At 27.5% G+C, this 15,180-nt stretch carries 12 protein-coding genes; 9 read left to right on the plus strand and 3 right to left on the minus strand.

What is annotated here, in order from left to right:
* The first annotated feature begins 138 nt into the window (after positions 1–138).
* From BM119_RS10665 to BM119_RS10690, 6 genes are all read left to right on the plus strand, one after another.
* Entirely contained in the window at positions 139–873 is a 735-nt protein-coding gene (locus tag BM119_RS10665) for a GNAT family N-acetyltransferase (RefSeq protein WP_090041333.1), read from the plus strand.
* 431 nt (positions 874–1,304) lie between these two features.
* Positions 1,305–1,721: a GNAT family N-acetyltransferase gene (locus tag BM119_RS10670; protein WP_090041335.1), complete on the plus strand. Its 417-nt coding sequence runs from the start codon at positions 1,305–1,307 to the stop codon at positions 1,719–1,721.
* A 400-nt stretch (positions 1,722–2,121) separates the two neighbouring features.
* Complete coding sequence (gene thrC, locus BM119_RS10675; protein ID WP_090041377.1) at positions 2,122–3,600, plus strand: threonine synthase; 1,479 nt, start codon at positions 2,122–2,124, stop codon at positions 3,598–3,600.
* Between the two features lie 9 nt (positions 3,601–3,609).
* Positions 3,610–4,506, plus strand: a complete 897-nt coding sequence (gene thrB, locus BM119_RS10680) for a homoserine kinase (RefSeq protein WP_090041337.1) — start codon at positions 3,610–3,612, stop codon at positions 4,504–4,506.
* 12 nt (positions 4,507–4,518) lie between these two features.
* Complete coding sequence (locus BM119_RS10685) at positions 4,519–5,856, plus strand: aspartate kinase (RefSeq protein ID WP_423231006.1); 1,338 nt, start codon at positions 4,519–4,521, stop codon at positions 5,854–5,856.
* Between the two features lie 18 nt (positions 5,857–5,874).
* Positions 5,875–7,161, plus strand: coding sequence for a homoserine dehydrogenase (locus BM119_RS10690; RefSeq protein ID WP_090041339.1), 1,287 nt, complete (start codon positions 5,875–5,877; stop codon positions 7,159–7,161).
* A 159-nt stretch (positions 7,162–7,320) separates the two neighbouring features.
* Here BM119_RS10690 and htpG read toward each other — a convergent pair whose 3' ends face one another.
* Positions 7,321–9,201: a molecular chaperone HtpG gene (gene htpG, locus BM119_RS10695; RefSeq protein WP_090041340.1), complete on the minus strand. Its 1,881-nt coding sequence runs from the start codon at positions 9,199–9,201 to the stop codon at positions 7,321–7,323.
* A gap of 568 nt (positions 9,202–9,769) precedes the next feature.
* The gene (locus tag BM119_RS10700; RefSeq protein WP_090041342.1) at positions 9,770–11,389 is read right to left on the minus strand and encodes a zinc ribbon domain-containing protein; all 1,620 of its coding nucleotides are present in this window, start codon (positions 11,387–11,389) and stop codon (positions 9,770–9,772) included.
* A gap of 197 nt (positions 11,390–11,586) precedes the next feature.
* Between BM119_RS10700 and BM119_RS10705 the strand changes: the two genes are divergently transcribed.
* Entirely contained in the window at positions 11,587–12,453 is an 867-nt protein-coding gene (locus tag BM119_RS10705; RefSeq protein WP_090041344.1) for a tRNA 2-thiocytidine biosynthesis TtcA family protein, read from the plus strand.
* 111 nt (positions 12,454–12,564) lie between these two features.
* Here the strand turns inward: BM119_RS10705 and BM119_RS10710 are convergent, their stop codons facing one another.
* Positions 12,565–13,914, minus strand: coding sequence for a YjiH family protein (locus BM119_RS10710; protein WP_278336791.1), 1,350 nt, complete (start codon positions 13,912–13,914; stop codon positions 12,565–12,567).
* Between the two features lie 428 nt (positions 13,915–14,342).
* Between BM119_RS10710 and BM119_RS10715 the strand changes: the two genes are divergently transcribed.
* Both BM119_RS10715 and BM119_RS19865 read left to right on the plus strand, forming a co-directional pair.
* Positions 14,343–14,705 (plus strand): YccF domain-containing protein, encoded by a 363-nt coding sequence (locus BM119_RS10715; protein WP_090041345.1) that lies wholly within the window; start codon positions 14,343–14,345, stop codon positions 14,703–14,705.
* A 157-nt stretch (positions 14,706–14,862) separates the two neighbouring features.
* Positions 14,863–15,015 (plus strand): hypothetical protein, encoded by a 153-nt coding sequence (locus BM119_RS19865; protein WP_177199391.1) that lies wholly within the window; start codon positions 14,863–14,865, stop codon positions 15,013–15,015.
* Positions 15,016–15,180: the final 165 nt, after the last annotated feature.

Here is a 15,180-nt window from a genome sequence, read left to right on the forward strand (position 1 = left end):
TTTACTACAAAATACTACAAAAATATACTTTATAAAGTTGTATAATAAAAATAAAATAAGTTTAACAAGTAAATATATAATGAGGTGATTATAACGATTTATAAGGTAGATGAAAATTTAAGAAAAAAGTTATTTTCTATGTTTGAAAATATGGATAATACTATGATTCTTTCATATCTTCAAGGGCATATGGGACATGCTTGGGTTGATGACCTTGAGAATCCTACAGCTGTACAAGTTGTGGTAGGAGATTTTCTATTTTATGCTGGAAATCCTAACACAAAGGGGGCAGAAGAGTTATTATATAATCTCCCAGAAGATAGTCTAGTAATTGTGAATACTGATGAATGGAAGAATCGTATAGAAACTATTCATAAAGGCTCTATAGAAAAATTTAAACGCTATGCATTTAAGAAGAATGCTAAATATCTTCATTGTGAGCATATACAATCTTTTTTAAAGGCATTACCAGAAGGATATGAACTTAAAAAAGCAGATAAAACTTTGGCTTATGACCCATCTTTTCAAGAGCTTTCAGAAGATTTTACAAGTCAGTTTGAATCTATAGATGATTATATAAATAGAGGAACAGGCTATTGTATCTTGTATGATGGACAAGTTGTTTGTGGAGCATCGTCATATAGTATTTATGATGATGGAATTGAGATTGAAATTGATACACATCCTAACCATAGAAGAAAAGGTTTAGCAACTATAGCGGCATCCGCATTGATTTTAGATTGTCTTGATAGAGGAATTTATCCAAGTTGGGATGCAGCTAATCTTCAATCTGTTAATTTAGCACAAAAACTCGGGTATGTCTTAGATGATGCTTATGATACGTACTATATTCGTAATATAAGGCACATTTAAATTGAAGATATGGAATAAGGCATATGAAAATAAACTAGCATACTGACTAGTTTATTTTTATATGCCTAAGAAGATTATATTCTCATGCTCTAAAATAGGTACGAAAATGATATTATTCAAATATAGTTTTTTATGCTTTAAGTACTTTTAATACACTTTTCTCAGCTTTTGAAGCATTAGAATCTTTTGTGTTTTGTAATATAATATAAGAAAGGATGATATTAATCATCAAATTTGGAGGGAATTTTATGAAACAAAAAGATGTAATAATTAGAAAGGCACAAGTACAAGATAAAGATAGTTTATCTAATCTTATCTATAGTACTGAGGTTCACCCAGAGAGCGTTTGAGGGGGAGAAAGTAAAGAAGAGTGCCTAGAAGTATTAAAAGAGCTATTTACAACCAAAGGATCTAGATATAACTTAGATTATATTTCAGTTGCTGAAAAAGATGAGGTTATATTAGGTGCAATCATATTAATACCATATGATGAGCTTGATTCACTTAGTATGAAAACTTATATGAAAGTAATTCATTATTATGAAAGTATTTATGACAAATTCTTGTACATTTTAAATAACTTTAAGTATACAATTTTTAGAGAGTGTAGAAGAGGAAATTTATATATAGCTAACGTTGCAACATCAAAGGAAGCAAGAGGATTAGGTGTAGGTAAGCTTCTTATGAAATATGCAGAAGAAACTGCTAAAAATCAAGAATTTAAAGGGGTTTCTCTTATTGCTAAAAATGAGTATGTAAGTACTTTCTATGAAAAACTTAAATATAGAAAAGTTTTTGATAGAAGTATTTTAGGAGAAAGACTGATAAAGATGGCTAAACCCATTTAAAATAAAATAACAAAAAAACTCCCAAGTATTAGGTGCTCGGGAGTTTTTTTGTTGTATAGGAAATTATAGAGAAATTTAACACTGGAAGGCTGATAAAACCTAGGGTTAAATGGCTTTTAATTTTGAGAAACCTATAGATTTTAAACAATAAATATTAATGAGTAGTAAAAGTTTTCATATAAGGGCTTTTACTACTCATTAATTAATTATCAGGAAAAAAGTTTTTTGTATTCTGCAGAAAGACACTTGACTTTGTGTGGAAAACACTGTAGCATAATATACAACGAATCTCCATTCATATTATGTTTAATATAAATATCAGATGAGTTAATCTAGGAGTTTTACATGTAAATATAAATTTGTTTAAAATCAACATTAATGGGGGCGATAACAAATGAAAATTTTGTATAAGAGTACAAGAGGAAAAGAATTAGTACAATCATCAGAGGCTATAATAAAAGGAATTTGCCATGATGGAGGATTATATATACCAGCTAAATTTCCCAAAATAGATCTAACTTTTGAAGAGTTAAGTAATTTAGACTATAAGAGTTTAGCCATATATATATTGAAAAAATTTCTAACAGATTTTAGTGAAGATGATATAGAAACTTGTGTAAGTAAGGCATATGATAGTAAATTTAATGAAAAAACTATAGTTCCATTAAACAAAAAAGGGGAAGCTTACTTTTTAGAACTTTATCATGGACCTACTTTAGCATTTAAAGATATGGCATTATCTATATTGCCACATTTATTGAAGGCTTCATGTAAAAAACTAAAAATGGAAAAAGAAATGGTTATCCTTACTGCTACGTCTGGGGACACTGGAAAAGCGGCATTAGAAGGATTTAGAGATGTAGAAGGAATAAAAATAATTGTGTTTTTTCCGGAAAATGGTGTAAGTGATATTCAAAAGAGACAGATGATAACTCAAAAGGGAGAAAATACTTTTGTTATTGGAATTAATGGAAATTTTGATGAGGCACAAACAGGAGTAAAGAATATATTTAACCATAAAGAATTTAATGAATCATTAGAGGAAAAAGGTTATATGTTAACATCCGCTAATTCAATAAATATAGGAAGATTAATTCCTCAAATAATATATTATATATATGCATATGGACAAATGATAAAAAATAAAGAGATAAATATTGGTGAAAAGATAAATATAGTTGTTCCTACAGGGAATTTTGGAAATATATTAGCAGCACATTATTCTAAAAACATGGGAGTGCCAATAAATAAGCTTATATGTGCATCAAATGAAAATAATGTGTTAAGCGATTTTTTTAATACTGGAGTATATGATAAAAACAGAGATTTTAAGATTACTAATTCTCCATCCATGGATATACTAGTTTCTAGTAATTTAGAAAGGTTATTATATGAAGTAAGTGATCATGATGAGGGTAGAGTTAAGGATATTATGGACAAGCTTAAGCTATATGGAAAGTATGAATTAGAATCAAATGTGAAAGAGAAGCTAAAAGATTTTTATGGGGGATTTGCATCAGATCAAGAGTGTTCAAATACAATAAAAAAATTATATGATGAGTCAGGATATGTTATAGATACTCATACTGCAGTAGCCTATAAAGTTTATAAAGATTATAAAGATAAAACTAAGGATTTAACTAAAACTGTAATAGTATCTACAGCAAGTCCCTTTAAGTTTACGAGAGCTGTATGCAAAGCATTAAATATAGATGAGTATGAATTAGATGATTGTAAGCTTTTAGGAAAGTTAGCTTCACATACAAATCTACAAATACCTAAAAATTTAAAGGATATATATTCAAAAGAAATATTACACAAAGGTGTATGTGATAAAGAAGAAATGAAGCTTGTAATAAAAGAAATTTTGGAATTGTAGGTGGGAAGTATGTTAGAAATTAAGGTGCCAGCAACTAGTGCTAATTTTGGTCCAGGCTTTGATGCCTTGGGTGTAGCCTTAGATTTATATAATAAATTTTATATAGAAGAAATAGAGGAAGGATTAGTAATTGAAGGATGTGATGAAAAATATAGGGGAAAAGATAACTTAATATATAGAGCCATGGAGGAATGTTTTAAAATAACAGGATATAATCCGAAAGGAATACATATAAAAATAAAATCTGAAATTCCACTATCTAGGGGTTTAGGGAGCAGTGCTTCTTGTATAGTAGCTGGAGTATTAGCTGCCAATGAAATTAGTGGAAATAAGTTAGATAAAAAAGAAATATTAAATTTAGCAACTAAAATAGAAGGTCATCCGGATAATATAACTCCTGCATTATTTGGGGGAATGACTGTGTCTATATGTGATAATGATGAAGTTTTATATAATCAAATATTTGCACCTGAAAATATTTGTTTCTGTGCATTGATACCTGAATTTACTTTATCTACAGAAAAGGCAAGAGCAGTTTTACCTAAGGAGATTTCTTATAAAGATGCAGTATTTAATATTAGTAGAGTATCTATGCTAGTATCTGCATTATCAAATTCTAATTTAGGTCTTTTAAAAGTTGCCTGTGAAGATAGAATTCATCAAATTTATAGAGGAGAGCTTATAGATAACTTTGATGACATAATTAAAATTTGTAATGATTTAAATTGTTTAGGGATATTTTTAAGTGGTGCTGGGCCAACAGTTATGGCTTTGGTAGAAGAAACAAACTTAGAATTTTTTGAAAAGATATCAGAAATGTTAAGTAATTTAAATAATAAGTGGAGTATAAAAAAACTGAGATTAGATAATGTTGGAGCTACATTAAAAAAACGCAATGCAGAATAAAGGTTACTTTGCATGGAACGGAGGATTATTATAGAAAATATAGTAGTTGCTAAGTTTGGAGGAAGTTCACTTTCAGATAGCAAACAGTTTGAAAAAGTTAAGGCAATAGTATTAAGTGATGAAAAAAGAAGATATGTAGTGCCATCAGCACCTGGGAAAAGATACAAAGAAGATGAGAAAGTAACAGATTTATTGTATTTATGTCATGAACATGCTGAGAAAAACATATGTTTCGATAAAGTATTTTATATTATAAAAAATAGATTTGTAAATTTGGTAAAAGAGTTACATATAAATCTTGATATAGAAAAAGAGTTGAATCTTATAGAGGAAAAAATTAAAAATGGAGCTTCGGCAGATTATACTGCAAGCCGTGGAGAATATTTAAATGGATTAATATTAGCAAATTTTTTAGATGTTGAATTTATAGATGCTTCTGAAATAATATTTTTTAAAGAAAATGGAACATTAGATGAAGAAAAAACTAAATTTAATGTAAATAATAGATTATCTAATATAAATAAAGCAGTTATACCAGGATTTTATGGTTCTATGAGAAATGGAGAAATAAAAACTTTTTCAAGAGGTGGTTCAGATATAACAGGTTCTATAATAGCTAGTTATGTTAATTCTAATTTATATGAAAATTGGACTGATGTATCAGGGTTTTTGATGGCTGATCCTAGAGTTGTAGATAATCCCCAAAGTATAAAAAAAGTAACATATAGAGAATTAAGGGAACTTTCTTATATGGGAGCTACTGTACTTCATGAAGAAGCTATATTTCCTGTACGAAAAGCAGGAATTCCAATAAATATAAAAAATACTAACAGACCAGAAGATCATGGAACCTTAATAATAAATGATATTGGACCAGCAAGTTATGTTGGTACTATTACAGGTATAGCTGGTAAAAAGGATTTTATAGTTATAACTGTAGAAAAAAGTATGATGAATGGGGAACAAGGATATTGTCGGAAGATTTTATCTATACTTGAAGACCATAATATTTCATTTGAGCATATGCCATCTGGAGTAGATACAGTATCATTGGTAATTTCAGAGGCAGAATTAGATGGCAAATTAGAAGCTATAATAAAAGAAATAGATAGAGAGTGTAATCCAGAGGCTATAGAGGTACATCCACATATGGCATTAATAGCAGTAGTTGGTAGAGGAATGAATAGGACTATAGGAATATCTTCTAAAGTATTTAAAGCATTAGCCTTATCAGAAGTTAATGTAAGAATGGTTAGCCAAGGATCAAGCGAAATAACAATAATTATTGGGGTGGAAAATAATCAGTTTGAAAAAGCAATCAAATCCATATATGAAGTATTTGGAAATTAATATAAAAGAGGGATGAAAATGAAAAAGGTAAAAGTAGGATTATTAGGATTGGGCAATGTAGGAAAAGGTGTTTGGAAAATATTAAATATGAATAAAGATGAACTTCAAAAGAGATCAGGTTATGATATTGAAATAAGCAAAATATTGGTAAATGATTTAAATAAGAATAGAAATATAGATGTTCCAAGAGAACTTTTAACTACTAATTTTGAAGAAATATTAATGGATGATACTATAGAAATTGTGGTAGAGGCTATAGGTGGAGTAGAACCATCAGTGGATTATATGGTAAGAGCTATGAAAAGAAAAAAACATATAGTTACAGCTAATAAAATGGCTATTGGAACAAATGGAAAGATTCTTTTAAAAACAGCTAAAGAAGAAAAAGTAATGTTTTATTATGAAGCCAGTGTAGGGGGAGGAATACCTATTATACATGGTTTAAAAGAAAGTCTTACAGCAAATAAAATTGAAGAAGTTATAGGAATAATAAATGGAACTACTAATTATATACTAACAAAAATGACTCTTGAGGGATTAGATTTTCATCAGGCATTAAAAGAAGCCCAAGAAAAAGGGTATGCAGAGGCAGATCCAACATCAGATATAGAATCCTTTGATGCTATGTATAAATTAAGTATTTTATCTTCTCTAGCTTTTGATACTATGGTTAATATAGATTCAATTCACAGAGAAGGAATTACCAATATAAGATCTATTGATATAGAGTATGCAAAAGAATTTGGCTATGTAATAAAACCACTAGCTATAGTAAAAGAAAGAGATGGACAATTAGAACTAAGAGTACATCCTACAATGATTCCACAAACACATCCTCTTGCCAATGTAAATGATTCTTTCAATGCTGTCTTCATAAAAGGAAATGCAGTAGGAGATTTAATGTTATGTGGAAGAGGAGCTGGAGAACTACCTACAGGAAGTGCTGTTGTAGGAGATATAGTATCTATTTTAAGAAATAAAGAGAATATATCATGTGAATTTAATTCTAAAAAGGTTGATAAAAGCAATGATATAAAAGATATGGATTGTATACAATCAGAATACTATGTGAGAATAACTGTTAAAGATAAACCAGGAATTTTAGGTGAAATTTCTACTGTGTTTGGTGAAAATAATGTAAGTATATTATCAGTTATCCAAAAGGGTAAAAGAGAAAAACAAGTTACTTTAGTGTTTATTACTCATAGTACTTTAGAGGGAAATATTAATAAAGCAATAGAGAGGATAAAATCTTTAGAAGATGCGGAAAAAATAGAAAATATAATAAGAATAGAAAATTTATAGTTAGTCTTTTTGACTTTACACTTGGTTGAATATCTATTATAAGAGGTATATTTTATTCATAAGAATTAGAAAACCGCACGCTACTAAATGTAGTGTACGGTTTATTTATAGTATATACATTAAATATTTTTTTGTTTGAGATTCATTATACTTATTTTGTTATACCATTATTTTGCAGATATTATTTGTAAATTCTACAGGATCATTTATTGTTAAGCCTTCTATAAGAAGCGCTTGATTATATAATAAATTAGTGTATAGGTCAAACTTATTTTTATCTTTATCATAAGCTTCTTTAAGTGATTTAAAGACATCATGATTTATATTTATCTCTAAAATTTTATCTGCCTTTATAGTTTCATTATTAGGCATAGCACTTAGTATTTTTTCCATTTCAATTGAAAGTTCACCATCATTTGATAAGCATACAGGATGATTTTTTAATCTTTTTGATGATCTAACATCCTTAACTTTATCTGATAATACATTTTTCATGTGTTGGAATAACTCATTATTTTCTTTATTGTCAGTGTCAGAAGAATTTTCATCTTTTTCAGTGTCTATACCTAAATCACCGCTAGATACTGATTTAAATTCTTTCTCTTTATAAGACATTAACATTCTTATAGCAAACTCATCAACATCGTCTGTAAAGTATAATATTTCATATCCTTTATCTGAAACCACTTCTGTCTGAGGAAGCTTTTCAATTCTGTCATTTGATTCACCAGCAGCATAGTAAATATATTTTTGATCTTCAGGCATTCTAGAAATATATTCATCTAAAGTAACCATTTTCTTTTCTTTTGATGAATAGAACATTAATAAATCCTGTAAAAGATCTTTATTGCTTCCAAACTCACTATATATTCCATATTTTAATTGTCTTCCAAAGGATTCATAGAATACTTCATATTTTTCTCTATCATTTTTTAAGATACTTTGTAATTCACTTTTTATTTTGTTTTTTATGTTTTTAGCAATAAGTTTAAGTTGTCTATCATGTTGTAGTATCTCTCTAGATATGTTAAGAGATAAGTCTTCAGAGTCAACTATACCAGTTACAAAGCTAAAATAGTCAGGCAAAAGGTCAGCACACTTATTCATAATTAAAACACCATTTGAATAAAGTTCTAATCCTTTTTCATAATCTTTTGTATAGAAATCATATGGAGTTTTTTCAGGAATAAATAAAATTGCATTATAACTTACTGCACCATCAACACTAATATGAATATGTTTTATTGGTTTATCAAATCCATAGTGCTTTTCAGCATAGAAGTTTTCATAATCTTCTTTAGTTAGTTCTTGTTTATTTTTTCTCCATATAGGAACCATACTATTTACAGTATCTTCTTCAGTATATTTTTCATATTTATTTTCATCATCACTTGAAGGTTTTTCTTTAGTTATATCCATTTTTATTGGGTATCTAATAAAATCTGAATATTTCTTAATTATAGATGTCAATCTATGTTCATCTAAATATTCATCAAAGTTTTCATCTTCTGTGTTTTCTTTAATTTTTAATATTATATCTGTACCAATAGAATCTTTTTCACATGGTTCTATGGTATACCCATCCACACCTTTAGATTCCCATTTATAGGCTTCGTTACAACCTAAAGCTTTACTTATAACAGTAACAGTATCAGCTACTAAGAATGAAGAATAGAAGCCAACACCAAATTGACCAATTATATCATATCCATCTTTAAGGTCATTTTCTTTTTTAAAGTTTAAAGAGCCACTTTTTGCTATAACCCCAAGGTTATCATCTAACTCTTCTTTTGTCATTCCAATTCCAGTATCTGAAATTTTTAATAATCTATTTTCTTTATCAGCAACTATTTTAATGTAGTAATCCTCTTTCTCGAAGACTAAAGAGTCATCTGTTAAAGTTTTGTAATAAATTTTGTCAATTGCATCACTTGAATTTGAAATAAGTTCTCTTAAAAAAATCTCTCTATGAGTATAGATTGAATTAATCATAAGATCTAATAGTCTTTTAGACTCTGCTTTAAATTGTTTTGTTTCCAATTAAATCTCCCCTTCCAATATAAATAATAATTACTTATTTAATTATTATATCAGTAAATTCTTTATAAGTAATATATTTGTTAGCAATCACTACTGATGAGTGCTAATCAATAATTTTTATATAACATATTTTTAAGTAGATGTCAATATTGTTTAAAAAAATCATATGAAAGTTATACATTAAATAGGGGGTTATATTAAGAATATGTAAATCAAATAGAAAAGTTATATTGAAATTTAAAAATATAAGTATAATAAAGTAATAATTTTCATAAATATAATTTATTTAATAATGTAATCCAGTGAAATTTCCATATAATAAAAGTCTAAAAGTATTATATATTACTTAAAATGATAAAAAATACTCCATATATATTATATAGGAGCAGAGAACTAGATAAGCTTATAATGAAAATACAAAGCATCATTGAAAGCAGTGTAAATAAAATTTTTATTTTACATACTTTCAATCTTTCAATAAGGCACATTCAAAAAAATAACAAGTCAGTATGCTAGTATATTTGACTTGTTATTTTCTTTCATGTGCCTAATGCTTTGTAGTTTTAAATTACTTTAAGTCAACTTCAGTATTAGAAGTTAATTTAACATCTTTAATTTTAACTTTTTCACCCTTAGAATTTACTTTTGAAACTGAATATATTCCAGGTATCAATTCAATATTTTTTGATGTGAATTTTTCATCATTAAAATATATTGGCTCATCTGAGGGTAATGTTATGTTTAAAGGAATTAAGTCAATTTTTTTATCACTTGTTAAATATAGATTAGTATTTACTTGAACATTTTCATCTGCATTATCAGAAAATGACTTTGAGTTAATACTATTAATAAACGATTCATCATCTTTAAGTAGTGATAAAAAAGCTTTTTTTTCGGACGATGGAATTTCATTATTAACTAGAACTTTATCTAATGCGGTTTCATCTGAATTTTTTATAGCAGTTTCTAAATTGTCGTTAAAGGTTCGTACATTTTCATATAATATTGCTGTATTTACACTTTTATAAAGTATAAATACTATACACATACATATTAATGCTGAATATAATAATTTGAATTTTCTAAGATTCTCATATCGAGCATTTGAAAATTCTCGTTTGATTTTTTGATCCTTTAAAGTTGTCTCGGCAGAAGTTTCTATGTCACGTAGAGTATTTAAAATATTTCCTAAAAAGCTATGATATACAAATATAGTTTTAATTAAATCTAAGTTATTTAAATCAAATTTATAATCTATTTCTTCAATATGACTTAAAAAGTTTGCCGTTATGTTCTCATGACAGTAATCTACAAGCTCATTACTTAAAATTTTATCATGACTTATCAAGTTAGAATATAGTGAATCAATCTTTAATATAGGTATATTTGAAGAATTTAATATAGAAGCCTCATCATTTACAACAAGTACTAATGGATGAACATTTATATGTTCATTACACACTTTTTTTTGTTTTAAGTTAATATACTTTTCTATATAATTACACGGGATAGATAAATCTTCTTTGAGAGATCTTGAAATTAAATTCTTTTTCATCCCTTGATGTTTAAAAGCTCTACCGTCAGGAGAAACTTCAAGATGAACATTATTATCTCTAGAAAAATTAAATATCTTTAATGCAAATATACCATTATTAGTTATAACTAACTCATCAATTATTTTAAAATCATTGTCATAAGGTATTGTAATATTATATAGACTTTTACTGTAGCTTAACTTGGAAATAGAGCTATTAGTAAGGGCTTTACTTTGCCTATATAATTCATATGTAGTTTTATATTTATATAAAGACTTAAGGTCCCTTAAAAGAGGAGATATAATATCTCTTATGTCAGTCACATCTTCATATGAAAATAAGTTAAATATGTCGTCAGGTACTATTAAAAATTTATCTATATTTTCACACAAAATATAATAAGAATCGAAATCTTTTTCTAAGGTCTCTAATATGCTTATACAATCTTTTAAAGTAAGATTTCTTCTAATCGCTAAAAAGTTTAATTCTTTACATAAAAATTTGAACTCATCTATTAAAATTCCTTCTATAAAGTTATAATAAGATAAAGGATCAATATATTCTTTGGATTTAACAATTTTTTTACTGCTTTTATTTAGTGTTTCTAGTTTATTTTCCATTGTAGGTTTAACTTCAGTTATTTTAGAAAACATAGGTATATACCCCCTGTAAGATAATTCTATCACATATGTATATATTTATGAATATATAGTATAAATTATTCGATGAATTAGTAAAGACATAAGTGCTTTTTCATTAACTTGTTACTTATAACTATAAACTTGTCACTTAAAAGGTGGCGTAGACACTTTTTTATGATATAATATTTTCGGGAAAGAGAGGTGCTTTTATGAGTGATATAGCAGGTCAGGGATGTGACATTTTAGTCCCATTTAATGAAAGAAAGCCTTTAGAGGAAATTGAGCGCAGTATCATAAAAAAGTATAGAAAGACTGTATGGTCAAAATTTATAAAGGCAATAAAAGATTATAAGCTTGTTGAAGATGGAGATAAAATAGCAGTTGCAATATCAGGTGGAAAAGACAGCTTGTTAATGGCTAAATTGTTTCAAGAACTTAAACGTCATGGTCAAGTGAATTTTGAACTTGAGTTTATAGCAATGAATCCAGGATACCATGAAAATATAAAGGAGCTTTTAATAGATAATTGCAATTATTTAAATATACCGGTAAACATATTTGATACGGATATATTTGAAATAGCAAACAAAATAGCAAAGGATTATCCATGCTATATGTGTGCTAGAATGAGAAGAGGATCTTTGTATGCAAAGGCTAGAGAGCTTGGATGTAACAAGTTAGCTTTAGGTCATCATTTTAATGATGTCATTGAGACAACTTTACTTAATGTGCTTTATGCAGGAAACTTTAAAACTATGCTTCCAAAGCTTAAAGCAACAAATTTTGAAGGTATAGAACTTATACGTCCACTTTATTACATAGAGGAAAAGAATATACAACGCTTCATTCAAGGTAGTGGTATATGGCCATTAAATTGTGCCTGCATGGTTGCTGCAAAGAAAATAGGAAACAAACGTTATGAGATAAAAGCATTAATTGAAAACATAAAGAAAGATTTTAATGATGTAGACAAATCTATATTTAAGGCAGCAGAAAATGTAAATAAAGATGCAATATTAGGATGGATAGAGGATGGTGAACATCATTCTTATCTAGATGGATATAAAGAGGATTAAATGTAATATAGATTATAACTAAAAGAAAAAGCTCTGTAGGTCTAATATAAGCTACAGAGCTCTTCTTTTTCATTATATAGTCAAACACAATTATCAATTCTAAATTGTTAATTAGAATAAAATGTGAGCAATTAGTGAAATTATAGGAAGTGTTACTATGGTTCTTGCAAGGAAAATCAAAAGTAAATCCTTAAGCTTTAATGGGATTTTAGAACCTAGTATAAGGCCTCCTACCTCAGACATATATATTAGTTGTGTTACTGATAAAGCTGCAACTATAAATCTAGTCATATCACTAGCAATTGATGAAGCGATTACTGATGGTAAAAACATATCCGCAAAGCCTACCATTATGGTTTTTGATGCTAGTACAGCCTCAGGAACCCTTAAAAGTTGTAAGAAAGGTATAAAAGGTACACCTAACCATTCAAAAATAGGAGTATATTCAGCTAATATTAGAGCTAGAGTTCCCATACACATAACTACAGGTGCTACTCCAAGCCACATGTCAAACACATTTTCTAGGCCATCTTTAAAGAATTTTAATATACTATTATTTCCACTTGCTTTTTCTACTGCTTTGTTTAGTCCGAAAGAAAATCTTGTATATCCTTCAGGTATGTCCTCAGTATTGTTAGGTACCTCTTTTACATAAGAATCTTCTATGTTTCTTAACGGTGGTAGTCTTGGAATGACAATTGCTGCTACAACACCAGCCAAAGATACAGTTAAATAAAAGGGTACAAACATATGAGATAAATTAACCTGAGATATTACAACTAAAGCAAAAGTTATTGATACAGCAGAGAAGTTAGTTGAAATTACAGCAGCTTCTCTTTTAGAGTAAAATCCATCTTCATATTGCTTACTTGTTAATAAAACACCTATAGTTCCATCTCCAAGCCATGAAGTAATGCAATCAACAGAAGAACGTCCAGGTAATTTGAATATAGGTCTCATTACTTTACTAAGAAGTATTCCAAAAAACTCTAACAAACCAAAATCAAGTATTAAAGGAAGTAATAATCCAGCAAATAAAAATACTCCAAATAATACTGGAAGTAAACTAAAAAGTAAAAGTCCGCCAGTATTTTCGGACCAAATAGCTTCAGGTCCTATGTTAAAGTAAGTACATATAACAAATATAAATCCTAAAATTCTTGATGCAAACCAAACCGTCGATACATTAAATAAATTATTTAAATATTTACTGTTAATTATAAATTTAGGCTTAAACATCTTTGTTATCAAAGATATAAAAAAAGTTATTGATATTAAAAGTGTCATAATTAATGGTAAAGCACTTCCAAGTGATATTGACACTAATTTTGAAAGTGTAGCTACTGGAATAGTAACTTGTCCTTGTATAACCATAGGAGTCATAAAAAGTAATATTCCTATAGTTGATGGAATTATAAATTTAAGTAGTGCAATTAAATTTAATTTTTTTGATGCATTTATTTCCACGAGAATCTCTCCTTATCTCAATTGTTTTATATTTATACAATATAACTATATAATAATGCATAAATATACAAAAATCAATATTGTATTCAAGGGAAATAGATAAATTTATGTATATTTTAAAAATAAATTGTAAAAAACTTTTTATAACTATAGATATAATTAATACATATAATGAAGGGATTATATTTTTATATACACCCTAGTTATTCAGTGACACATGATGTGGTAACTGTCGTTGTAGAGTAGATTTAATAGGTATAAATATAGATTGAGTAGTTCTAATTAATAAAGTAGATGATTTAATCTATATTGAAATTTATTAAATTTAGTTCTAAAATTTAATAAGATATTAGAGTTAATGTTTAATTCTTGTATAAAATAAAATTATATAAATATAAAGACTATATACGAAGGAGAAATATATGGGATGTTTAGGAAATTTAATATGGATAGTTTTTGGAGGTTTTATACATTCAATTGGATGGATACTTATAGGATGTTTATGGTGCTTAACAATAATAGGAATACCAATAGGAAGGCAATGCTTTAAAATGGCATCACTTGAATTTGCCCCTTTTGGAAAAGAGATTGTAACAGCTAATGATTCCACAGTAAGTTTTTTAGCAAATATCTTATGGTTGATTTTTGGTGGACTTGCTTTAGCAATAGGAAATTTTATTAGTGGATTAATTCTTTGTATAACAATTATAGGTATTCCTTTTGGAATACAGTTTTTTAAACTTGCAAAGCTTTCTTTATGTCCTTTTGGGAAAGAAATAATATAAGTAAGATATATTATTAAAAGTTTATTTCGAAAATAAGAATTTTAATAATAGATTCATACCATACTAGAATTAAATAAGAATTTAAGGCATAAATACGATTGTGTTTTATCAAAATGCAAAGACATATTTGTGTATATAAAGATTAGGAGGGTATGGTATGAATAAAGATGATGAAAAAAACAATAAAACAATAAAGAAAGAGATTGTAAAAGATAAAAAAGGGTCCTATGTAAGTGAGGTGCAAGAGTTTAATAAACCAGCAGATTATGAAGAGGCTTTTAAGCAATATTATCCTAAGAAGGATGTATAAATTAGTATATTTAAAAATAATATAATTATAAGATTCAAAAATAAAGATAGATTAAAAGCTATGAAATTAAGGTATTACCTTATATTACATAGCTTTTATATTTTATATAGAATTTTATAAGGCATATGAAAGAAAATAATAGACAAGCATACTGGTCTATTATTT

It is taken from the genome of Clostridium frigidicarnis (assembly GCF_900111985.1).
In the GTDB taxonomy this organism is placed as follows: Bacteria; Bacillota; Clostridia; order Clostridiales; family Clostridiaceae; genus Clostridium_Z; species Clostridium_Z frigidicarnis.